The sequence below is a fragment of the Sulfurovum sp. NBC37-1 genome (genome assembly GCF_000010345.1).
In the GTDB taxonomy this organism is placed as follows: Bacteria; Campylobacterota; Campylobacteria; order Campylobacterales; family Sulfurovaceae; genus Sulfurovum.
In genome coordinates this window covers 1,772,367-1,794,527 of the sequence record NC_009663.1, presented here as the reverse complement: position 1 = coordinate 1,794,527, position 22,161 = coordinate 1,772,367, and the positions used below count along the sequence as shown (strand labels likewise).

At 39.4% G+C, this 22,161-nt stretch carries 18 protein-coding genes and 1 pseudogene; 16 read left to right on the top strand and 3 right to left on the bottom strand.

All coding sequences use genetic code 11. From position 1 onward, the window contains the following. Window positions 1–207 precede the first annotated feature (207 nt). The 8 genes from SUN_RS13130 to tnpA all read left to right on the top strand — a co-directional run bounded on the left by SUN_RS13130 (window position 208) and on the right by tnpA (window position 13,442). Window positions 208–4,179, top strand: a complete 3,972-nt coding sequence (locus SUN_RS13130) for a glycosyltransferase (RefSeq protein WP_050748051.1) — start codon at window positions 208–210, stop codon at window positions 4,177–4,179. After that, window positions 4,167–5,471, top strand: a complete 1,305-nt coding sequence (locus tag SUN_RS08945; RefSeq protein ID WP_012083491.1) for a hypothetical protein — start codon at window positions 4,167–4,169, stop codon at window positions 5,469–5,471. The genes SUN_RS13130 and SUN_RS08945 overlap by 13 nt, the downstream gene beginning before the upstream one ends. Before the next feature lie 199 nt (window positions 5,472–5,670). Then, window positions 5,671–5,844, top strand: coding sequence for a hypothetical protein (locus SUN_RS13620; protein ID WP_158298194.1), 174 nt, complete (start codon window positions 5,671–5,673; stop codon window positions 5,842–5,844). Between the two features lie 304 nt (window positions 5,845–6,148). Then, window positions 6,149–10,336, top strand: a complete 4,188-nt coding sequence (locus SUN_RS13125; RefSeq protein ID WP_012083490.1) for a hypothetical protein — start codon at window positions 6,149–6,151, stop codon at window positions 10,334–10,336. Between the two features lie 21 nt (window positions 10,337–10,357). Continuing rightward, window positions 10,358–11,233 carry a hypothetical protein gene (locus tag SUN_RS08935; RefSeq protein WP_012083489.1) on the top strand — a complete coding sequence of 292 codons (876 nt, stop codon included), beginning with the start codon at window positions 10,358–10,360 and terminating at the stop codon, window positions 11,231–11,233. Window positions 11,234–11,241: 8 nt separating this feature from the next. Next, window positions 11,242–12,129: a sulfotransferase domain-containing protein gene (locus SUN_RS08930; protein ID WP_012083488.1), complete on the top strand. Its 888-nt coding sequence runs from the start codon at window positions 11,242–11,244 to the stop codon at window positions 12,127–12,129. Window positions 12,130–12,224: 95 nt separating this feature from the next. After that, window positions 12,225–12,845: a sulfotransferase family 2 domain-containing protein gene (locus SUN_RS08925; RefSeq protein ID WP_012083487.1), complete on the top strand. Its 621-nt coding sequence runs from the start codon at window positions 12,225–12,227 to the stop codon at window positions 12,843–12,845. A gap of 165 nt (window positions 12,846–13,010) precedes the next feature. Further along, a complete protein-coding gene (tnpA, locus tag SUN_RS08920) occupies window positions 13,011–13,442 on the top strand; it encodes an IS200/IS605 family transposase (protein ID WP_012083486.1) in 432 nt (143 codons plus the stop codon). Window positions 13,443–13,544: 102 nt separating this feature from the next. Here tnpA and SUN_RS08915 read toward each other — a convergent pair whose 3' ends face one another. Together SUN_RS08915 and SUN_RS08910 are read right to left on the bottom strand one after the other, a co-directional pair. After that, a complete protein-coding gene (locus SUN_RS08915; RefSeq protein WP_012083485.1) occupies window positions 13,545–14,678 on the bottom strand; it encodes a hypothetical protein in 1,134 nt (377 codons plus the stop codon). Window positions 14,679–14,687: 9 nt separating this feature from the next. Further along, complete coding sequence (locus SUN_RS08910; RefSeq protein WP_012083484.1) at window positions 14,688–14,945, bottom strand: HU family DNA-binding protein; 258 nt, start codon at window positions 14,943–14,945, stop codon at window positions 14,688–14,690. 383 nt (window positions 14,946–15,328) lie between these two features. On the opposite strand from SUN_RS08910, the gene SUN_RS08905 reads away from it, so the two are divergent. Both SUN_RS08905 and SUN_RS13615 read left to right on the top strand, forming a co-directional pair. Further along, the gene (locus SUN_RS08905; protein WP_349674928.1) at window positions 15,329–15,772 is read left to right on the top strand and encodes a transposase; all 444 of its coding nucleotides are present in this window, start codon (window positions 15,329–15,331) and stop codon (window positions 15,770–15,772) included. A 100-nt stretch (window positions 15,773–15,872) separates the two neighbouring features. After that, on the top strand, window positions 15,873–16,046 hold the full coding sequence (locus SUN_RS13615; protein WP_158298193.1) for a hypothetical protein: 174 nt from the start codon (window positions 15,873–15,875) through the stop codon (window positions 16,044–16,046). Between the two features lie 66 nt (window positions 16,047–16,112). On the opposite strand, the gene SUN_RS08900 is transcribed toward SUN_RS13615, so the two are convergent. Then, on the bottom strand, window positions 16,113–16,481 hold the full coding sequence (locus tag SUN_RS08900) for a hypothetical protein (protein ID WP_012083483.1): 369 nt from the start codon (window positions 16,479–16,481) through the stop codon (window positions 16,113–16,115). Window positions 16,482–17,519: 1,038 nt separating this feature from the next. Here SUN_RS08900 and SUN_RS13610 point away from each other — a divergent pair. From SUN_RS13610 to cysQ, 6 genes and pseudogenes are all read left to right on the top strand, one after another. Then, window positions 17,520–17,672 (top strand): annotated as a pseudogene (locus SUN_RS13610) (UTP--glucose-1-phosphate uridylyltransferase); the annotation flags it as partial. Between the two features lie 74 nt (window positions 17,673–17,746). Next, window positions 17,747–18,658, top strand: a complete 912-nt coding sequence (cysD, locus tag SUN_RS08890; RefSeq protein ID WP_012083482.1) for a sulfate adenylyltransferase subunit CysD — start codon at window positions 17,747–17,749, stop codon at window positions 18,656–18,658. Between the two features lies 1 nt (window position 18,659). Beyond that, window positions 18,660–20,099: a sulfate adenylyltransferase subunit CysN gene (cysN, locus tag SUN_RS08885; protein ID WP_012083481.1), complete on the top strand. Its 1,440-nt coding sequence runs from the start codon at window positions 18,660–18,662 to the stop codon at window positions 20,097–20,099. Next, window positions 20,099–20,824, top strand: a complete 726-nt coding sequence (gene cysC / locus SUN_RS08880) for an adenylyl-sulfate kinase (RefSeq protein WP_012083480.1) — start codon at window positions 20,099–20,101, stop codon at window positions 20,822–20,824. Before cysN ends, cysC (SUN_RS08880) begins: the two co-directional genes overlap by 1 nt. Further along, the gene (gene cysC / locus SUN_RS08875) at window positions 20,814–21,410 is read left to right on the top strand and encodes an adenylyl-sulfate kinase (RefSeq protein WP_012083479.1); all 597 of its coding nucleotides are present in this window, start codon (window positions 20,814–20,816) and stop codon (window positions 21,408–21,410) included. The genes cysC (SUN_RS08880) and cysC (SUN_RS08875) overlap by 11 nt, the downstream gene beginning before the upstream one ends. Beyond that, a complete protein-coding gene (gene cysQ / locus SUN_RS08870) occupies window positions 21,410–22,159 on the top strand; it encodes a 3'(2'),5'-bisphosphate nucleotidase CysQ (protein WP_012083478.1) in 750 nt (249 codons plus the stop codon). Before cysC (SUN_RS08875) ends, cysQ begins: the two co-directional genes overlap by 1 nt. The last annotated feature ends 2 nt before the right edge of the window (window positions 22,160–22,161 follow it).

The following is a 22,161-nucleotide window of genomic DNA, read 5'->3' as shown; positions in this document are numbered from 1 at the left end:
CCCATAATGCTGAAAGTGAAAAATCTCCATAGTGTACATAGTTCGTGACAGAACTCCTTTTCTGTTTAATTCGGTAATTAAGTGAGTATAGTGTATAATTAATAAACATAAGCTTGAGTATATTTATGACTCTATGCTTAGCCAGCCGAAACTATGAAGGTCCTTGGAAGAATGATACTTTCCCTGATAAAAAGCACAGGTAGCTTGATGTACATGATGTGGCAGGAGAGAACAAACGATCCTTTTGCCATCGTGAGAAAGTCGCATGTTCGTTATAAGAAGCATGGTTGGCAGGGAATGCTTGAGAGACTTGAAAAAGACTGGTCTAGGCTGCACTCCTATGAGCATACCCGTTTTTATAAAAAGTCCGAATACAGGATATGGATAGAAAAAAACGAGAAAGAGATATATCGCACAGAGCCTTTGGGCTTTTTTCCTCTTATTTCGATCATTGTGCCGACGTACAACACAAAGAAAAGATATTTGACGGAAATGCTGGAGTCTGTCCTTTCCCAGACATACGGAAACTGGGAACTATGTATCGCAGATGATGCTTCGACAGACCGTGAAACTATCGATACGCTGGAATACTACAGAACAAAACATCCGGCCGTCAAAGTGGTTTACAGGAAAAAAAACGGACACATATCGGAAGCATCGAATACAGCTCTTTCCATTGCATTGGGTGACTATGTCGCTTTTCTTGATCATGACGACACCCTTTCTCCGAATGCACTCTACGAGATGGCCAAAAAGCTGAATGAAGACAGAAAACTCAAAATACTCTATTCCGATGAGGACAAGATCGATGAAAATTCAAATAGGTACATGCCGCATTTCAAATCTGGCTGGAATCCGGACATGTTCTTTTCCCAGAACTATATAACACACCTGCTTATAATCAAAAAAGAGATTATTGATAAAGTTGGAGGGTTCAGAAAAGGATACGAAGGCAGCCAGGATTACGACCTTGTACTGAGATGTCTCGATCATATCGGTAAAGAGGAGATAGGCAGAGTCGAAAAAATACTCTACCACTGGCGTGCCATCAAAGGTTCTACCGCCTACGGCTCAAATGAAAAAGCCTATGCGCATGATGCAGGGTTGAGGGGGCTGCAAGATTATTTTTTACGAAAAGATAGGTCTATTTCCGTAGAGAACGGTTTGTTGGCAAATACGTACAAGGTTGTGTATCCTATCGTTGAAATGCCCCTGGTATCTCTCGTAGTCCCTACGAGGGACAGTTACAATATTCTCCATAAGTGCATAGAGAGCATTCTCCAAAAAACACTTTATGAAAACTATGAAATACTGATCGTGGATAATGAATCAACAGACCCGAAAACGCTGCGCTATTTTGAGATACTGAAAAAACATGAGCATATACGCATTCTGGAGTACCACCATCCCTTCAACTACTCCGCCATCAATAATTACGGAGTACAATATGCCAGGGGTGAGATAATCGGGCTACTAAACAACGATGTGGAAATCATCAGTAGCGGATGGTTGAGTGAAATGGTACAGCATGCTATACGTCCAGAGATCGGAGCGGTTGGTGCTAAACTTTACTACGACAACCACACGATCCAGCATGCTGGTATTGTGCTTGGTATAGGCGGTGTCGCAGGGCACTCCCACAAATATTTTCCCCAGAATCACCACGGATACTTCTCAAGGCTCAAAATTATCCAGAACTACTCTGCCGTTACTGCGGCCTGCTTATTAATGCGAAAGTCGGTCTATCTTGAAGCTGGCGGGTTGAACGAAGAAAATCTCGCAGTCGCGTTCAATGATGTCGACCTGTGTTTGAAGCTCCAGCAAAAAGGCTATCGAAACCTCTGGACACCCTATTCCGAACTCTATCACCATGAGTCCATAAGCCGCGGGTCAGACGATACACCCGAAAAGACAGAAAGATTTGGAAGAGAAATAAAATATATGCTTGAAAAGTGGAAAAAGCAGCTTCTGAAGGACCCATACTACAACCGGAATCTGACGCGACAGCATGAAAATTTTTCAATCAATACGGAAAGTGGCACGGGCAAAGAAAAACTAAAACAGCTTGACAAATACTATACGGAAGGGTGGAAAAATAAAATCTTGATGTCAAAAAAGGTAAAACAGTTCAAAAAGAAACAAAAAAAGATACCTGATGCATTTTTTGAAATTTTTGACGAAGCAGACTATTTGGAAGTAAATCCAGATGTTGCGACAGCCGTGGAAAGGGGAGATTTTTTGAATGCGACAGACCACTTTATATGGTTCGGCCGCAATGAGGTCGAAAATGGCGGTAGGCGCATTGGTATGGAGTTCCCCTACTTTAAAGAGCAAATCTATCTACTAAACAATCCTGATCTACAAAAAGCAAAAGAGTATCAGCCGGATTTTCCCCTATTTTGGCATTTCCTAGAATTTGGATACGAAGAGATGCTCAAGGGTATCAGGCCTTTTCCAAAAGCACTTTCCTATCGTTATGAGAGGCCGGTACTCTCAAGCAAGATCCGCTATGAGATTAAAAGATTTTCAAAACAGCCTCTCTTCTCCATTGTTATGCCGGTCTATAATGTTGTACCAAAATGGCTCAAACTGGCTATTGAATCTGTTGAAAATCAGTGGTATGGAAGGTGGGAACTGTGTATTGCCGACGATGCATCGACAAGCGAAGAAACAAAAGCGTATTTGCGGAAGATCGACCATCACAAAATAAAAATACGCTTTCTGAAAAAAAACTTAGGAATCTGTGGAGCCTCTAATGAGGCCCTGAAGTTAGCAAAGGGAGAATATATAGCACTAATGGATAATGATGATGAGCTCACACCTGATGCACTTTATGAAATTCTCAAAGCCATTAATACAAAAGCAGCGGAGCTCATCTATAGTGACGAAGACAAAATAGAAGAGGACGGTACGTTTGCTGAACCTCATTTTAAACCAGACTTCTCTCCCGATATGTTCCTTTCCCAAAACTACCTGAGCCATCTGGTTGTCATTAAAAAGGAGCTGGTTGACAGAGTTGGAGGATGGGAGGCCGGACTTGAAGGTAGCCAGGATTACGATCTATACCTGAAGGTGCTTGAACATACAGAAAAGATCTCACATATATCAAAGGTTTTGTACCACTGGAGAAAAGTTCCAGGCTCCACAGCTGCAGAATATTCCGCTAAATCGTATGCACAGGAAGCAGGTAGAAAAGCACTTGAAAATGCGATGAAGAGAAGGGCTATAAAAGCCGATGTAAAAAATGGAAAATATCCCGGTACCTATAGGGTGAAGTACGAGCTTAAGGAGGAGCCACTTGTAAGTATTATTATTCCTTTTAAGGACAAGCCTGAACTTTTAAAAACCTGTATTGAATCCATCCTGAAAAAATCAAGCTATCAAAATTACGAGATCATTGGCATCAACAACCGTTCGAAAGAGTGGGAGACGTTCAAAGAGATGAAAAGGCTTGAAAAGCGTGATAGCCGGGTAAGATTCTGCGAGTACAATGACACTTTTAACTATTCGAAGATCAACAATTTTGCTGTATCGTCCTGTGCTAAAGGAAAGCATATAGTCCTGATGAATAACGATATAGAGATTATTACGTCCAACTGGATCGAGGAGATGCTGATGTTCTCTCAAAGAGACGATGTGAGTGCGGTTGGAAGCAAACTCTATTACCCGAACGGCACCATTCAGCATGCCGGTATTGTTCTCGGGATCGGTGGTGTTGCCGGCCATGCTCACAAATATTTCTCAAAGAATGTTCCAGGCTATTTTTCCAGGCTGCATATTGTCCAGAACCTTTCATCTGTAACAGCAGCACTGCTAATGGTCAAAAAAGCCATCTATGACGAAGTGGGCGGTCTGGATGAGGTAAACCTGCAAGTTGCGTTCAACGATGTCGATTTTTGCCTGAAATTGCAAAAGAATGGGTATTTAAATCTTTTTACTCCATGGGTGGAAGCGTACCATCATGAATCTAAAAGCAGGGGAGAGGAGGATACTCCCGAAAAACAGGAACGTTTTAAAAAAGAGGTGGAATTCATGAAAAACAAATGGAGTAAAATTTTAAAAGAAGGCGACCCGTACTATAATCCCAATTTGACTCTAGAAAGAGAAGATTTTTCAGTCATATTTTTGAGATCTTCTCCTGAAAACAATACAAAAGAAGGGACGGAATGCATACAATAAAGGGAACGGCACAAATTATCGACGATACACGGATACAGGGGTGGTTTTTCGACGAAAGAAAGATTAGCAGGCCGCTCTCTTTCGAACTTTATGTCAACGGTAAAAAAGTATCTGACCTGTCGGCAAGTGTACAAAGAGATGACCTTGTCACTGCCAACATCCACCCTACGGGTGATGTGGGATTGTTATATAAATATGACATTGATACACTGGATGATGTGCGTCTGAAATGCAAAGAGGAGGAATTTGAATTTGTTGTTCAGGAAGGTTTTGCCAGCGATGGAGAGTTTGCAAAGAAAGAGCTTTGTATTGTACATATAGGCATGCACAAAACGGGCTCTACATCCATACAGCAGGCGCTAAGCAGCTTGACAGACGAAACATTCTCCTATTTCAATTTGCATGCGCAAAATCACAGTATCCCTATATACAGCCTTTTTGTGCCAAAACCGGAGCACTATCATATACACAGTCGAGCAGGGAAAAGTAAGGAACAGGTGAAAGCTTACAACCGATCGGTAAAGGAACTTTTTGCAAAGCATCTTTCCGAAAATCCTCACTGCAGTACTTTTCTTCTGTCAGGGGAAGATATCAGCGTCCTGCCGAAGCCCTCACTGCTCACATTTCGTAGTTTTCTGCTGCGCTTTTTTAAGAAAATTGAAATTGTCGCCTATGTGCGCTCCCCGGCCAGTTATATGTCAAGCAGTTTTCAGGAGCGTGTCAAGGGGGGTGCGTATACTTTTGATTTTGAAAACGACTACCCCCATTACAGAAACAGGTTTGAAAAGTTCGATACTGTTTTCGGAAAAGAAAATGTACAGCTGATACACTTCGATCCAAAAAAAATGAAAAACAGTGATGTGGTTTGTGATTTTCTGTTAAGAATCGGTCTGGATGCCGACTGTGTGATTTCCCACAGGGCAAACGAATCGTTGTCGCTACAGGCTACAGCCATTTTCTATCTGGCAAACAAACGCTTACTGTCAAAAAAACCAGTGTCAGAAAATGAAAAAGGCAGAATAAAGCTTTTGAATTTTCTTTTACAAAAGATAGGTGACAGATTTCTGTTGAGACAAAGCCTGATTGATACCGTTTTGCAAAAAAATAAATCAGATATCAAGTGGATTGAAAAGAGAATGGCAGTTTCTGTTGCAGAAAAACCCTTGGGTGTTTCTATGGGAATCGGCTGTGAAGAAGATTTGTTTGAAACAGCAAAAAAAGCGCTTAGAGATATGGATCCCTCACAGTATGATGAGCTTAACGAAATACTTGATGTGAATCTTTTGGAGTAATTTTATGATTGTGATTCATAAAACTTATCGCCAGCGATCTTGGTATCGTGGCGACAAATGGAATCTATTCTGTTTTTATACGACATATGTCTTCATTGAAACTAATATCCTTGACATCAATACAGAGCGTTTTTGATTCCTACAGTTTGACAGTCATACTGAAAATGAAGAAAAGACTGTCTTTGCAGACAGTGACTATATGTCAAAAGCGAGAAAAAGAAAATTTAGGCAAAAGGTATCTTCAATTGATATTGGGGAAAGAAGAATAAGAGATCAGATAAAACTCAGAGCCAAACAGTCAAGAAACAACAAACGCTTTGCAAAGCTTAGAGGTTTGCAGGAGCTGTCTTTTGTATTCATAAACACTATGTGAATTTCAGGCAGGCAAGATATGCGGGACTATAGAAGAACCAGGAGCACTTCAGCCTTACAGTTCCTGTGCAAACTTACGAAGAGTATCAGATTGGTGGAAGACTACTATAGATAAAATATAGAAATGGCATAAAAAGTATCGAAATAGGTACTTAAAAGTAAAATATATTACGATATTGGAGGATATTTCAGGGAAAAATAGCTAAAAATGGGAGAGTTTATTTTTTAGGCGCTATAATAACTGAAATCAGATAAGTTCTTTTGATTTTTCAGGGGGGATTGATTAAAAAAAGGGGAATAATTTTATGTTTAACTTTAGAAAGAAAAATAATCAAAGAAAGAATGAAATATCATTTTTAATTAAAGATTTCGATGCTGAGTTATATCTTGAGGCAAACCCGGATGTCAGGAAAGCTATAAAGGAGGGTCAGTTTGAAGATGCAGTACATCATTTAAAAGTCTTTGGATTAAAAGAGATCGAAGAAGGTGAGCGCAAATTTCACAAAGATTTAGATGCTTATAATGAGTCTGATTATCTCAATAGTTTTCCTGAAGCGAAAGTGGCCTTAGAGAATGAAGAAGTTTCTTCTATTTTTGAGCATTTTTGTAAAGTAGGCTATCAAAATATTGTATCATCGGTAAATTTTGACAAGTACGAAGAAAAAGATGGTGAAAATATTGAGGAGAGTGACAAACTTACCATTGAGCCATACTTCGATAAAGAATGGTACCAAAAAATGTTCAACGTTTATGATATTTGTCCAATAGAGCATTTTCTACGTTATGGCTCTTTTGAAGGTAAAAATCCAAACCCTGATTTTGATGTCGAATGGTATCTTAATGAGTATCCGGACGTTAAAGAGAGTGGTCTCAATCCATTTATACATTTTATTCAATTTGGAAAAGCAGAAGGGAAGTTCCAAAATCCTGATGAGAAATATCTACAAGAAAATATAAAAATCATTGAGCCATACTTCGATAAGGAATGGTACCAAAAAATGTTCAATGTTTATGATATTTGTCCAATAGAGCATTTTCTACGTTATGGCTCTTTTGAAGGTAAAAATCCAAACCCTGATTTTGATGTCGAATGGTATCTTAATGAGTATCCGGACGTTAAAGAGAGTAGTCTCAATTCATTTGTACATTTTATTCAATTTGGAAAAGTAGAAGGAAGATTTCAAAATGTGGACGAGAAGGACAGATCAATATTAAATCAAAAAATCAAAAAATATTTTCAGAGAGCAGAAAATAATATTATTGATTTGAATATCGATTCAGAAAAAGAACATAAAGAAAATTTTTTTGACTATTTGTACAGTAATAAAAGGGGAAACCTAAAAAAAGTAAAAATTGACAGTAATATTAAATTACTTTCTTTGGATATATGGGATACAATACTTCGGAGAAAATGCCATCCTGACGAGATAAAACTTTCAGCAGCTAGATATCTCCATATCAACTATCTTAAAATACTCAAACCTGCATATCGTGATATTAATTCCTTGTATAATCTTAGGAAAAAGAGTGAAGATTTGTCCTCTTTGACAGATGACTATGAGTTTAGATATGAAGAGGCAGTCGATAAGTGGCTCGTAGAAGCTTTTGAAACAGGTGTGCAGAGTGCAATGTTAATACGAATAAAAAAGAAACTCCTCAATCATGAACTCAAGGCGGAGTTGAGAAGCACCGAAAAAGATGCGTCTATGGATATTTTTTTGAAGAAGTTGAAATTCAAAAATGTAATTTTTGCCTCTGATTTTTATATGCCAAATACGTTTATGCAAAAACTTCTAAGAAAGAACAATGTCATTCGTCATTTTACCAAAGGTTATGTCTCCTGTGATCTGATAAAAAACAAAAGATCAGGGAAATTGTATAAACATATACTTGAAGAATTTCAGCTGGAACCTAATGAACTCTTTCATATAGGTGATAATAAGCATGCAGATGTTGATGTGCCATCTAAACTAGGTATTGGAACTTTTCATTATGAAGACAATCATGAAAAAATGCTTCATAAATGGTTCGAGGATGCATTTTATGAAAAATTGAGTGGTGAAACGCTACTGCATGGGAAAAGAGTTTTTAATTTATGTAATATTTTATCCAAAAAATCAATATTCAATGCCAGTGAGAAAATTGGTGCAAAACTGGCACCGATTGCTATAGGATATATATTGCATATCATCGAAGAGGCAAAGCGTTTGAATGTGGAAACTATCTATTTCTTTACCAGAGAGGGAATCTTTCTCAAAGAGATCTATGATCTTGTCGTCGAGGCTGACCCTTACTATTTATCCTATCCCAAAAGTGAGCTTTTGGAAGTGAGCAGGCTGGCTACATTTGCTCCTTCTCTTGCAAAGGTAAATGTCGAAAACCTTATGAAGCTTTGGAACCAATACAGCATTCAATCACCGAAAGCATTCTGTGCCTCTCTCAATGTCGATAACATGGAGTCTAAAAAAGTTTTCAAAAAATATGGATTTCGATATTTTCAAAAAATTAAATATCCCTGGGAAAACAAAAAATTTGTAAAGCTGATCGAGTCGAGTGCCTTCCAAGATATAGTCAAAAAGTATATCGATGTGCAGAGACGATATATTAAACAGTACCTCAAGCAAAAAGGTCTAAATCAGGGTAAATCTGTCTCTATGATCGTTGATTTGGGCTGGAGGGGTACGATCCAGGACAATATATCGATGTTGGTTGACGAGCATGTGCATGGCTGTTATCTTGGTCTGTTCAATTATCTGAATCGGCAGGAGGAGGTGAGCAAGTGTGGTTGGTTGTTTGACAATAATATTCAGGAGAATGACTGGACGAATCATGAAGTCGGTCCAATAGAGATGTTGTTCAACTCATTGGGGGGATCCACGATAGGCTATGAGTCGAAAGACGGAACAATTCTTGCTGTTAAGAAAGAGGAAAGAGCCGAAGATAATGTCTTTGTCAAATATACTTCCTACTTCCAGAGTGGGATCAAAAAAGTGATTCCTGAAGTCATAGAATATATTGCCATTCATGGCTTGACTTCGTCAGATCTGAAAGATGTGTCCAGGCAGATTGCGAAACAGTTGTTGGCAAACCCCCCTGTACAGGTTGCAGAAGCTTTTTTCGAACTGACACACAACGAAACATTCGGAACAGGAAAATACCAGACAATGGATGTGGATCAGGATTTTGTAAAAAACCTGAAGAGTAAGAAAGGTTCGGTACTGTATCACTATGTCAGTCGCCATCTGGACTCTGTGCGATGGAAAGAGGGGTATCTGAATATACCCAAAGTTCAGAAAGCTATATGCGCAGTGAAATCCGATCTGACCAACACGCCGCTGGCCTTTTACAGTAAGTTTTTTCTCAATGACAAAAAGCTGGATTTCAGGGTAGCAATTTATGCACCGGCTCCCATAGCCGGATCAGGAGGTCATCGTACACTTTTTAATCTGGCTAGCAAATTTGTAGAGGCAGGATGTGATGTCTATTGCTTTCTGGAAGAAGAGGGAGCGGGAGTGGAGGTGGCCTATGACTATATGAGAGAGAATAGAGCACACGTGTTGGTAGGCTGGCCCAAAAATAGCGAGTTCGATATGGCAGTCGCTACGATCGCACACTCTTCAAAATTGGTAGCCGGCTTGAAAAATGTCAGACACAAGGCTTATCTAGTGCAGGATTTCGAAGCTTGGTTCAATCCGATGGGGGATATCTATTCTATTAATGAAAACAGCTATACTTTTGGAAATCTTCATTTTACTGTTGGAAGTTTTCTGACGCATCTGCTGCATCATCAGTACAATGCACGAGCGGTTCCTGCAGGTCTCGGTATTGATACGAATGTTTATTTCAACAAAGGTGGAGAAAGGGAGGATGCGATCAGTTTTCTCTATCAGCCGGAGAAATTCCGACGTAATCCCCAGATGGCTATTGAGGCATTGAGGATTGTCAAAGAAAAAAACCCTGATATTAAAATCTATGTTTATGGTTCAGATGCTGATCTCCATTTGGATTTCGAAGTAGAAAATCTCGGACTTATTTATAATATTTCTAAATTGAATGATTTGTATAATAAATGCAAAGTCGGTCTCTGTATCAGTATGACCAATCCTTCCAGGATTCCATTTGAATTTATGGCAGCGGGTGTTGTGGCTGTAGATATCTACAGATACAACAACCTGATCGACTATCCGACGGGTACGATCAAATTGGCGTATCAATCCCCAGAATCGATAGCCAAAGCGATATTGCAGGTATTTAAGGATGAAGAAGAATTTAAAAAAAGGCAAAAGGCGGGTATCGTTTTCGCTTCCACCCGGACACTAGACTGGGAGATGGATACATTCGTGAACAATGCTCTGAAAGTAATGAATGGTATGCCAATAGATCGGTTCGATGTCGAGTGTAATTACGACGAGAAACCCATCATATCTAGGGTGGATAACAGAAAAGAGGTGAGGGCGTTTTGTACGTGGCAGAAAAGATTGGCAACAATATAATAATTTACAGAAGGAATAAAATTGAAGAAGAAACTATTTTTACATATAGGATTTCATAAAACCGGCACATCTGCTTTACAAGAGTATCTTGATAACCATCGTGAAGAGTTGGAACGACAAGATATTTTTTATCCAAGAAGTCATGATGATGCTTTTCCCGGTAATGTTGATCTTTCGTGGGCTTTCAACAACAATCCACCTCGCTGGGGGAATGTTGATGAGATTAATAGAGAGAAAATATTGGACTTTTACAAAAAACAATTACTAAGTACGGGGTGTAAAAATATCATTATTTCAAGCGAAGACTTTGTACTGCTGGATAGTCAAATTATTTCTATAGAAAAAATAAAGGAGTATTTAAGAGAGTATGAGGTGAAATTGGTTGTCTATATGAGGGAACCCGTAGAGTTCATGCTTTCGCTTTATAGTCATGCGATTAGGGCAAGGCAGATAAATTGTTCTTTTAAAACTTATATAGCTGAAAATTATAACTTTGCAGCTGCATTTTATCCAGCTAGATTGCAACCTTGGATAAAAGTATTTGGAAAAGAATCTTTAATAGTTAGGAAATATGAGAAAAAAAGTTTTATCAATAACAGTCTTTTGGAAGATTTTTTTGATGCTATTGGGATAAAGATAAGAATTAAAGACAAGATGAATAAATCAAATGTGGGTGTCCATCCTTGGCTCATCCAAGCTTATATTGACATTGCATCATCCGATATAGATGAAAAAGTCAAAGTAAAAAAACTAAAACAATTGCTGCGTGTCGGAGTCAATCTTCCAAAAGAAAATGCTGCAAAATTTCTCTTGGATGAGCAGGATTTGGCAATAATAAATAATGTTTATAAAACTAGCAAAAATAAACTAAGACAAGATTTCGGAATAGAATTTTAGGGATAAATATGGTTGATTTTCTGTGTATTGGTGCACATAAAAGTGGTACAAGTTGGTTAGATGATAATCTAAAAAGGCATCCTGATGTTTGGACACCCCTATATAAAGAATTGCATTTTTTCGATGAATTAGAGTTTGGACGTCGTATAAATGAAGATAAAAAAAGAAAAAGATGGTTAAGTAATTATTTGCATCATTTATCAACCAAAGTTATTAATGGAAAAACAATTAATAGAAAAAACCTTGATTGGGCTTTGAATTTTGTTCAAACTCCAAACAATAAAAGAAATATCAAATGGTATGGTGAATTATTTATAGATAGTAGGCATATGTATAAAAAAGTAGGAGAAAGCACACCCGCATATGCGCTACTATCAAGAGCTACTTACAAAAAAATATATAATCTTAATAATAATATTAAAATTATATTTATTATAAGAAATCCTGCATTAAGAGATTGGTCGTCGCTGAGGTTTGATCTTATGACATATAAAAAACTTTCTGACAATAAAAATAAAATTAAGACACCAGATCTAGACAAAGATACTATTTATAATTATTTGAGTAAAAAAAATGTTGAAAATAGAAGCAATTATTTACAAACAATGAAAAGGGTAGAATCAATTTTTCCAAAAGAAAATATCAAATATCTATTTTTTGATCAAATTGAGAGCGGCCCCAATGAATTAATGGAAGATATATGTGATTTTTTAGATATTGATTTTCTTCTCGAATATTTTCCTAATTTATCAAAGAAAAGACTTGTCTCGAAAGAAATTGATATGGATGATGATATATTGAATTATCTTAAAGAAAAATATAGGGGTATGGTTGAAGAGATAGATCAAGAACATATTCGCATTCCTGGTTCGTGGAAGAGTTTTTTTGATTTATAAAATAAAGAAGATGAAAAAGTATATTTTAATTTCATCAGAAGACAAAAACAACCACAGATTGCACTCTATTGATTTTTCAGGATTTAAGGAATAAAATGCAATTGTCAACTAAATATGGGTTTGCTTTTTTATGTATGCCTAAATGTGCTTCTACCTCAATTGAAAAGACAATATCAAAATATTGTAGTATAAATTATCATAAGAATCCACTTCTAAAGCATATGAATGCTAGAGATTATCATAGTTATGTTGCTGCTTTTCATCAAAAAGTTCTGCCTGGAAAAAAAATAGAAACTTTTTGTTTAGTTAGGGATCCAGTTGATTGGGTTCATTCTTGGTATAGGTTTCGGATGAGAGATCCTTTAAAAAATCCGAGGCATCCCAATCATGCCAACTATACTGGTAATATTACTTTTCAGGAATTTGTAACCGAGATGATTGAAGGATCCGATAGTCGATACGTTCGCATAGGTACACAAAAAGATTTCTTGATGTTAGATAATGGAAAAATTGGAATAAATAATATTTTTCCTATGGAAAGAATGGATCTTGTTAAATCTTTTTTGGAGGATAAAATAGGTAAAAAAATTGAGATACCAATTAAAAATGTTGCACAAAAAATTGATATGAATTTGTCAGCAGAGCTAACTGGAAAATTAGAATTATTTTTAAAGGAAGATATTGAATTATACTATAATATTGTGAGTAATTTGTAACTATTAGCTAACTTTTGAAAGTCTCAATGATAAAACGGATCGACATTTTTTAGTCCAGCATGGAAACCCCTGTCCTCTGGATAAGGTCAGAGTTCAAAGGTTCTACCGTTGAACTCGGGATAGAATAACCCGTCGGGATGACAACTGTAAAACAGGAGTCAAAAGATGAGTAGATTCAGAAAGTTGTCCCAAACAATATGGCACTGCCAATATCATATTGTGTGGGTACCAAAATACAGATATAGAATATTGAATGGAGAGATAGCTCGGGAAGTAGAAAACCTGATCCGGGCATTTTCTCACCAGATGAAGTGTGAGATCATAGAGCTGAATGTTCAAATAGATCATGTCCACCTGTTGGTAATGATACCACCGAAGATATCAATTTCAGATTATATGGGAGCGATCAAGGGAAGGACAGCAATACGGATACTCAACCGATTCAAGAAGTTGAGACAGAAACCCTATTGGGGAAACAATTTCTGGGCGAAAGGGTACTGTGTGGATACAGTAGGGCTTGATGGTGATATGATATGGAAGTATGTAAAATATCAAGAGAAACATGAGAGGCGAATAGAACAACAGCGTCTATTCTAAACCAAGAAGAACCAAAAAGGTTGTCATCCTGGCACCTTTGAGGTGGCAGGCAGTGCTTACCCCTTTAAGGGGTTACCAATACCTGCCCTTTGGGGTGGATTTTTATTCTATTGCTCTCCAGCCATAGCTATCTCTACCAGACTCTTTGATATAGAGTGTTTTTCCTATCTTTCCATCTCTTCTGGTATATATACTTCCTATATTGGCAATTATTTTTCCATTAGGATCTCCCATACCGGATAAGAGTCGTATACTTGAATTTTTATTTTCATCTAAAAAAACAATTTCAGGAGCAATAATTTTATTTTTTGAAGATATTGAATGAGGGGATATAGTAAGTAGATCTTTATTTCCTATGCGAAAGATATGGGGTTTGTTCTTCGCCACACCTGAGCCAGATGACTTGTATCGCCAGCCATCATAGTCTGATCGCACCATCCAACTCTCTTCCAATCCTTGGCCTGAAGTTCTCTTCAGTACCAGCTCCACTGTATATGTGGGTTGAAATCGTATTAAAACATCTCTCTCTTCGTCATTGAAGATGGCTCTATTGCTATCAGAAAAGCTGAAGCTGAACCGATCCAGCCTTTTTTGTAGGAAATACCATTCTCCATCAATCTCTACAGAGAGTAATCTTTTTCTAAAAGCACGCTTGGCAAAGCTGGGTAGATAATCTCCTGAAACAAATGTAACAACATTGTTTTTCACTCGTGCTTTGGATTTATAATAAAAGGCAGGTAATACTAAATTATCACTAAAACTTTTTTTAAATTTGAAATCTTCACATCTATTTTTGACCACTTTGCACAATGATACTGTGCTGCGATCAATAACTTCAACAATCCTGTATCTCTGTAGCCCAAAATCGACGATAGCGTCTTCAGAAAAAAATTTATTGTCAAAATTGTTCACTTTTGCCCTGACGGTATTGGTACCAATTATGCTGCTGCAGTTAACCGTCAATGGGTTTGGCTGTAGGGTAACAAGAAGACTCTGTCCGTATTCTGAGCGTTCTCTTATGTATGCATTGGCACTGCATCCTTGGGAAAGAATCTGTACCCCTCTAAAATTTTTACTCTCCTCACCCAGATAAAAGCCACCCTTTAAGTCACTTCTTTTCTCTCCTGCTCGAGAGTGGATTGATCCGGCAAAGATTTTTTTCCCCTCTTTTGTAGGGTAATCAGCAAATGTTACCGTAAATGAAAATACCAAGAAGAGTAAAATAATACTTTTCATTAATAATTTCTATTTTTCAGGATTGCTTTTTTTCTTTTGTTGTTTAAATATAATCTTTTCTCTGGTTGCGCCCTCTTTTTCAATAATTTTTTTCCTGAAAGTGCCTAATCCCTGTATGGTTATCTTCCCTTCTTCTTTTTCATCCAGTTGTTCTCCAATGGACTTTATTGTAGCACGCACTATTTTTTTTGCTTTCTTTTCTGGAATTTTACTAAAAAGCTTTTCATTTTCAGCCATCATTACTTTCAATAATTCATCAATTTTCATATTATTATCCTTTTGTTTGTAATTAAAGTATTCAAAATAATAGTAGAATTATACTTAAACTAAAATTTTGCAATCTGAATTGACATTCCCCCCCATCAGCTCCTAAAATACGGGAAGAGCGCTATATTGAAAGGGTCACCAAATGGGTGAGTCCAAGATTGTCTATTCGGATAAAAAAGTAATACTGTTTGGAGGGATGACACTACTCACAGGAAATGCCCTTCATGCCTGAAATATTTTATGGATGGGACAACTGTCATGGATGACCTCAAAGCGATCGATCTTCCTGATCTACAGTTTAATGCCGGATACGATCTTCTTGTCATCATACAGTGACTCGGGCTTAGTATTTTTACGGGTGCAAGTAGATATGTGCATGCAGAGTGGCTGTGCAGTACGATATAGTAATGCAAAAGACCTTTGAACTGAACAGGCTGCCTTCCCAGGCAACCTACAGCAGATTTTTCCATAAATTCAGTCAGGAAAGAAATAATGTAGTTTTCCCGAAGCTTGGATACAGGTTTTTAAAACAGATCGATGTGGGTGCTTTGACCATCGATCTGGACTCTTCGCTTCTGACACGCTACGGCAATCAGGAAAGAGCAGCTATGGGGTACAATCTTTCCAAAAAAGGAAGAAAGTCCCATCATTCACTCATTACTTTCATTTCACAGACAAGAATGGTCGCCAATGCCTGGATGAGAGCTGGTAATACCTTTGACCATAATAACTATGAAACCTTTGATCAGGTACTTAAAAAGAAGAAAGTTGAACTGGTCAGAGCCGACAATGGTTTTTACTTCAATGCCTTTCTGGAATGGTTTTAGAAAAGAGAACTCAGCTATATCATTGCGGTCAAATTCTACGAGAACATCAAATATCAGATCGGAGCGATAGAGCAATGGGTAAAGATCAATGACGGTTTGGATGTCGGCAACCTCTAATTCAAACTACAAAAATGGTAAGGAAAGACATTATTTCATCGTACAAAAACGAATCAGAAAATACCCCAACAATGGCAGAAAGCTTCTCTTTGATAAGCCTGCATACTTTTACAGTGCCCATGTAACCTATATCGATCTGCCTGTCGATCAACTGTAAATCTCTACAACTGTGGGGAATAGTGCTCTTTTGATAATGATATAGTGTAGTAATAAAAAATGTCTGTTATTTTCTTCCTATTGTCTGATGATGCAGCCGCTTTTTCCACATAAGATTGATGATATCTTGTTCACGTTTGTTTGCGCGTCTGCAATGGTCTTTTTGAAACTTATCTGTGAGCCAAATAATAAATTTTGCCCACGGCTTGTGACGTTCACGCCATGCATGTGATGAGATCGACTCCCATGCATAACCGTTAAAGATCGTCGCGTTAACGAAATGATCCAGAGCACGTACTCCCTGGCGTACTCTTTCGACATTGCTGAACACTCCGTAAAACACGATGAGCAGATATCCAGCAACTGATAAGGGGATGATAGCGCACAAAAGTATGGCTCCCACAAAGCGCTCTTTGAGATTTAGGTGTTTTATCAACAAACGTTCCTTTTTATGGGCTTAATCTGCAGTTTATTGACCGTGTGTGTGGTAAGACGGCTGACTATATCCGGTGTGAATCCTGGTTTCAGCTCTACTTTGAAGTTTTGTAAAATCATCGCTAAAAGCAATATGGCCTCCTGCATTGTAAAACCTGTGTTCAAATATCGTCACACAGCTTATGCGAGTCGGTAGTCATGCGAAAGAAGTTGTACCCTTACGCTGATTCGTTGGTCATTAAGGATAGATAAAGTGTGTGACAAGTATCTGTGTTTACGTAGTTTGCCATAACTATGCTTTAACCCAAATCTCGAAATAGAGATCCATCCTTCCTGCCAAAATTTAAATCTGAAATGCAATTTTTTTGAAAAAGAAAAAAGAATTGTAATTTTGGATTTGAAAAGGTTGAATACTAAACTCTCTTCTTTATCCGACCAAAGAAATGAAGAATATGTCTAAACATTTAATCCCGGAGCAAAGGTATCATATAGAAGTTTACAAGAAGGCAGGATACACTAAAAATAGAAAAATTGCCAAAGAGATAAGAGTACATCCCTCAACTCTATAGGAGAGAGTTAAAAAGTAACTCCAGTCCGAAATATCAAAAATATGGTGCCAATGCGGTACCGGAGATATGCTTTCCTCGTAAAAGTATCAATTCAAAAATGAACTTGAAGATTTTGTGATCGAGTATGTTAAGCAAGACTGATTCCACAGAACAGGTATCGACAATACTTCGTATCAAACATGATTTGTTTCTCTCTTTTGTGAGAATTTTTCAGTACAATGAATCCTCTCGGTAATAATTCCCTGATCCTGTGGGATGATTCCAATATCGACCTTGTATAATAACTTATCGTGAGTTATGACCAATAAATTTACAACCGCTTCATATCCCGTATCTTTGGGTTGGGGTTGTTGATTTTGTAAGTGGCTCTTTGGTTTACTTTTTTTGACAATATATAAGAGCTATTTAGATAGAATACATCTATGTAAATACATAAAAACGATTGCAATTGTAAGAGTGGGAGGATAAAAGTGATTAGGAAATGTTTATTCCCAGCAACCGGATATGGTACAAGGTCCTTGCTGATCACAAAGGCGACTCCGAAAAAGAGATGCTGCCGGTTTTGGACAAAACCGCTTATACGTTACGCAGTAGAAGAGGCTTTGGTGGCGGGGCTAGACACTGGCAGTGTAGACGGCTCTGTTGAGGTGACCAACTATCTTTTACAGAAAATAATTTTTACATACGAGGAATATAAATGATAAATAGGGAACGATTAACCCATCTGAAACAGCTTGAGGCGGAATCTATACATATATTGCGTGAAGTTGTGGCAGAATTCGCCAACCCGGTGATGATGTACTCTGTGGGGAAGGATTCGTCTGTGATGTTACATCTGGCCATGAAGGCATTTGCGCCAAGCAAGTTACCGTTTCCATTGCTGCATGTAGATACAAAGTGGAAATTCAAAGAGATGATAGAGTTTCGCGACCAGCGTGCGAAAGACCTTGGGTTCGACCTTGTGGTCTACTCCAATCCCGAAGGAGAAAAGATGAATATTTCCCCATTTGAGCACGGTTCAAAAGTGCACACAGACGTGATGAAAACCCAGGGGTTGAAGCAAGCTCTTAATGCCGGCGGCTACGATGCCGTCATCGGTGGTGCACGCCGTGATGAGGAGAAGTCGCGTGCCAAAGAGCGTATTTTCTCTTTTCGCGATAAACACCACCGGTGGGATCCGAAGAACCAGAGACCTGAACTCTGGAATATCTACAATACGGCGATCCAGAAAGGTGAATCGGTACGCGTTTTTCCCATTAGCAACTGGACAGAGCTTGATGTGTGGCAGTATATTTATCTTGAAGGCATTCCTATTCCCTCACTCTATTTTGCAAAAGAGAGGGAGGTGGTCGAATATGAAGGTACGAAGATTATGGTCGATGACGACAGAATGCCTGAAACGCTGAGAAGCACGGCTCAAAAAGAGATGGTGCGTTTCAGGACGCTTGGGTGCTATCCTCTGACCGGTGCAATAAATTCATCGGCAACCACTTTGCCAGAGATCATTAAGGAAATGCTTCTTTCCACGAGTTCGGAAAGAGAGGGTCGCCTGATAGACAAAGACCAGGAAGGTGCAATGGAGCTGAAAAAAATAGAGGGGTATTTTTAACATGGCGAAAGAGAACAGCAAGATAGCACTGGATATAGAGGGATACCTCAAAGAACATGAAAACAAGGATATGCTACGTTTTCTTACGTGCGGGTCGGTAGACGACGGTAAAAGTACGTTGATTGGGCGTATGCTCTACGACTCAAAAATGATCTTCGACGACCAGCTTTCCGCTGCGGAAGGTGAAAGCAGGAAATACGGTACAACCGGCGAGAAACTAGATATGGCACTGCTTGTTGACGGACTTCAGAGTGAAAGAGAGCAGGGGATCACTATCGATGTCGCTTACCGATTCTTTGCTACGGAGAAACGAAAATTCATTATTGCGGATACTCCGGGTCATGAGCAGTATACGCGCAATATGGTCACGGGCGCTTCGACCGCGGATGTCGCGATCATCCTGATCGATGCGCGTAAAGGCATTTTGACGCAGACGCGCCGTCACAGTTTCATCGTTAACCTGCTTGGTATCGAGCATGTTATCGTTGCGATCAACAAAATGGATCTTGTGGACTTCAGCGAAGAGGTGTTTGACAAGATATCTGGGGCATACGGTGCACTGGCGGATGAACTGGGGATCAAAAATACGTATTATATTCCCGTATCGGCGCTAGAGGGTGATAATGTTGTTGACAGAAGCAAAAGGTCACCATGGTTTTCAGGTCAGCCCCTGCTCGGACTTCTCGACTCCATGGATATCAGCAAAGAGCCCAAAGAGGAGGATTTCAGGTTCCCCGTTCAGTACGTGAACCGTCCGAACCTCGACTTTAGGGGTTTTTGTGGTACGATTGCCGCAGGGCTGGTCAGGACAGGTGATGAGATCACGGTGCTTCCTTCGGGAAAAACCACAAAAGTCAAAAATATTGTCAATGCCGGCGATATAACGGAGAAGAACAGGGAGACGATGACCGAATATGCCTATGCTCCAATGGCCGTGACCATTACGACGGAAGATGAGGTGGATATCTCGCGCGGGGATATGATTGTGCATACCAAAAATCTTCCAAGAGTCTCAAACTCCCTGAAGGTGATGCTGGTGTGGATGGATGAGACTCCTATGGAGCCCGGAAAGACTTACGATATCAAAAGAGCCACTTCCGTAGTGCCCGGGTTCATCGAACATATCAACTATAAAGTGGATATCAATACCTACGAAAGAGAGCAGGTACACAGACTGGGGCTTAATGATATCGCTTCGTGCAAGATGGTCTTAACGCAGCCGATTGCTGCAGACGCCTATGAGACAAACCGTCTGACCGGCTCTTTTATCGTAGTAGACCGTATCAGCAACGATACGGTCGGTGCAGGAATGATCGTCGGTGTCAGCAGACGCGAAGAGGATGTCGTTAAGTTGTCCGCAAAAGAGTATACGGATGCAGAGAGAGCATTGAACCTTTATGTAAGAGAGAACTTTCCTGAATGGGAATGTAAAGTGATCTAATGTACAGGGAGACCAATCAGCGTTCGATCGTAAAGGGGATTTCTTGGCGTATTGTTGCGACGACAACGACGATTCTAATCGTTTATGTTTTTTTCGACCGACTTGACCTTGCCATTGCCGCAGGCTTGGTAGAGACTGTACTGAAAGTAGGTCTTTACTGGGCACATGAGCGGATATGGTTTAAGATACACTGGGGGGAAGAGAAGATAGAGCCCTTCAATCTTTGGTTTACCGGATTGCCACTTTCGGGCAAAACCACCATTGCAGACAAAGTCTACATTGAACTGGAAAAACTCCATATTCCCATAGAGCGGCTTGATTCGAAGGATATCCGTGATCTCATTCCTCATATCGGCTATACGCGAAAAGAGAGAAACAGGCATATGCACCGCATAGGATTTTTGATTCAGAAGCTGCAAAAAAACGCCATATCTACTGTTGCGACCTTTGTTTCACCTTACACGGAATCTCGTAAAGCGATTCGCGAAATGGTAAAGAACAATATTGTGGTTTATGTAAAAGCCGATATCGAAACCTGTAAAAAAAGGGATTACAAAGGTGTGTACGACAAGGCGATGAGGGGAGAACTTCAGAACTTTTCGGGTATTAACGATGTGTATGAAGAGCCCCAGTATGCCGAGATAACCATAGATACAGACCAAATGAGTGTCGATGAAGCTGTCGAGACTATCGTAAACTATGTAAAGAAGCATTATGTCAAATAAAAATATTGTATGGCATGACCACCGGGTCGGCAAAGAGGAACGCGCCGCCATAAAAGGCCAAAAACCCTGTATACTCTGGTTTACGGGCCTGAGTGGTTCTGGGAAATCCACTGTGGCAAATGCAGTGGAAGCAAAGCTGCTGTTGCTGCAAAAGCATACTTATCTTCTCGATGGCGACAATGTACGTATGGGAATGAACAAGGGTTTGACTTTTTCACAAGAGGACAGGATAGAAAATATCCGGCGTATCGGTGAAGTCTCGAAATTGTTCGTAGATGCGGGGATCATCGTTCTGACAGCATTCATCTCCCCTTTTCGGAGAGAGAGAGATGCTGTGCGTGCGCTGGTTGAAAAGGACGAGTTCATCGAAGTATTTGTGGATACGCCGCTGAAGATTTGCGAACTGCGTGATCCCAAGGGACTCTATGAAAAAGCGCGGATGGGGGAGATTCCAGATTTTACGGGTATCTCTTCGCCGTATGAAGCGCCAGAAAAAGCTGAAATACATGTGCGAACGGAGCACCTTGATATTGAAGCGTCTGCCGGGAAGATCGTTGTGTATCTGCAGGAAAAGGGGTATATATAGTGCTGGATAAAATTGATTTGAAAGAGATCGAGAAAATCGCTCTGGAGGCAGGGAAGATCATTATGGAAATTTACAACAGGGATTTTTCCATCGAATACAAGGATGACAGGTCGCCATTGACCGAAGCGGATCTTGCGTCGCACGACGTGATCGTAAAGAGGCTTGAAAAATATGGCATACATGTTATGTCAGAAGAGAGCAGGACGATCGATTATGATAGAAGAAAGGCCTGGGAGTACTACTGGTGTATTGATCCGATTGACGGAACCAAAGAGTTCATCAAAAAGAACGGTGAATTTACCATCAATATTGCGCTTATCCATCACAATATGCCTGTACTTGGTGTGGTCTATGCACCTGCTTTGAACGATATGTATACGGCAAAACAGGGCCAAGGTGCTTTCAAGAATGGTAAAAAGATGCCTTTACAAAGCAATTCTGCGCCTTCGGATAAAATATCTGTAGTTGCGTCCAAATCGCATCTTTCGGACGAGACACAGGCATTTATAGATGCCCTGAATGCAAAAGAAATTGTGCAGGTTTCCAAAGGTTCTTCTCTGAAGCTTTGCATGGTAGCGGAAGGCAAAGCCGATATATACCCCAGGCTTGCACCTACAATGGAATGGGATACGGCTGCGGCAGATGCGATTGTACGGGAGAGCGGCAGGATGACATACCAGTATGAAAACGGGATGCCACTGGTCTACAACAAGATGGACCTTCTGAACCCCTGGTTCGTGGTTAAATAGTG

What these genes read in the sequence shown, in the direction of transcription:
- SUN_RS13130 (WP_050748051.1), top strand. Translation starts at nt 208, where the DNA reads ATGTACATGATGTGGCAGGAGAGAACAAACGATCCTTTTGCCATCGTG.
- SUN_RS08945 (WP_012083491.1), top strand. Translation starts at nt 4,167, where the DNA reads ATGCATACAATAAAGGGAACGGCACAAATTATCGACGATACACGGATA.
- SUN_RS13620 (WP_158298194.1), top strand. Translation starts at nt 5,671, where the DNA reads ATGTCAAAAGCGAGAAAAAGAAAATTTAGGCAAAAGGTATCTTCAATT.
- SUN_RS13125 (WP_012083490.1), top strand. Translation starts at nt 6,149, where the DNA reads ATGTTTAACTTTAGAAAGAAAAATAATCAAAGAAAGAATGAAATATCA.
- SUN_RS08930 (WP_012083488.1), top strand. Translation starts at nt 11,242, where the DNA reads ATGGTTGATTTTCTGTGTATTGGTGCACATAAAAGTGGTACAAGTTGG.
- SUN_RS08925 (WP_012083487.1), top strand. Translation starts at nt 12,225, where the DNA reads ATGCAATTGTCAACTAAATATGGGTTTGCTTTTTTATGTATGCCTAAA.
- tnpA (WP_012083486.1), top strand. Translation starts at nt 13,011, where the DNA reads ATGAGTAGATTCAGAAAGTTGTCCCAAACAATATGGCACTGCCAATAT.
- SUN_RS08915 (WP_012083485.1), bottom strand. Translation starts at nt 14,678, where the DNA reads ATGAAAAGTATTATTTTACTCTTCTTGGTATTTTCATTTACGGTAACA.
- SUN_RS08910 (WP_012083484.1), bottom strand. Translation starts at nt 14,945, where the DNA reads ATGAAAATTGATGAATTATTGAAAGTAATGATGGCTGAAAATGAAAAG.
- SUN_RS13615 (WP_158298193.1), top strand. Translation starts at nt 15,873, where the DNA reads ATGTCGGCAACCTCTAATTCAAACTACAAAAATGGTAAGGAAAGACAT.
- cysD (WP_012083482.1), top strand. Translation starts at nt 17,747, where the DNA reads ATGATAAATAGGGAACGATTAACCCATCTGAAACAGCTTGAGGCGGAA.
- cysN (WP_012083481.1), top strand. Translation starts at nt 18,660, where the DNA reads ATGGCGAAAGAGAACAGCAAGATAGCACTGGATATAGAGGGATACCTC.
- cysC (WP_012083480.1), top strand. Translation starts at nt 20,099, where the DNA reads ATGTACAGGGAGACCAATCAGCGTTCGATCGTAAAGGGGATTTCTTGG.
- cysC (WP_012083479.1), top strand. Translation starts at nt 20,814, where the DNA reads ATGTCAAATAAAAATATTGTATGGCATGACCACCGGGTCGGCAAAGAG.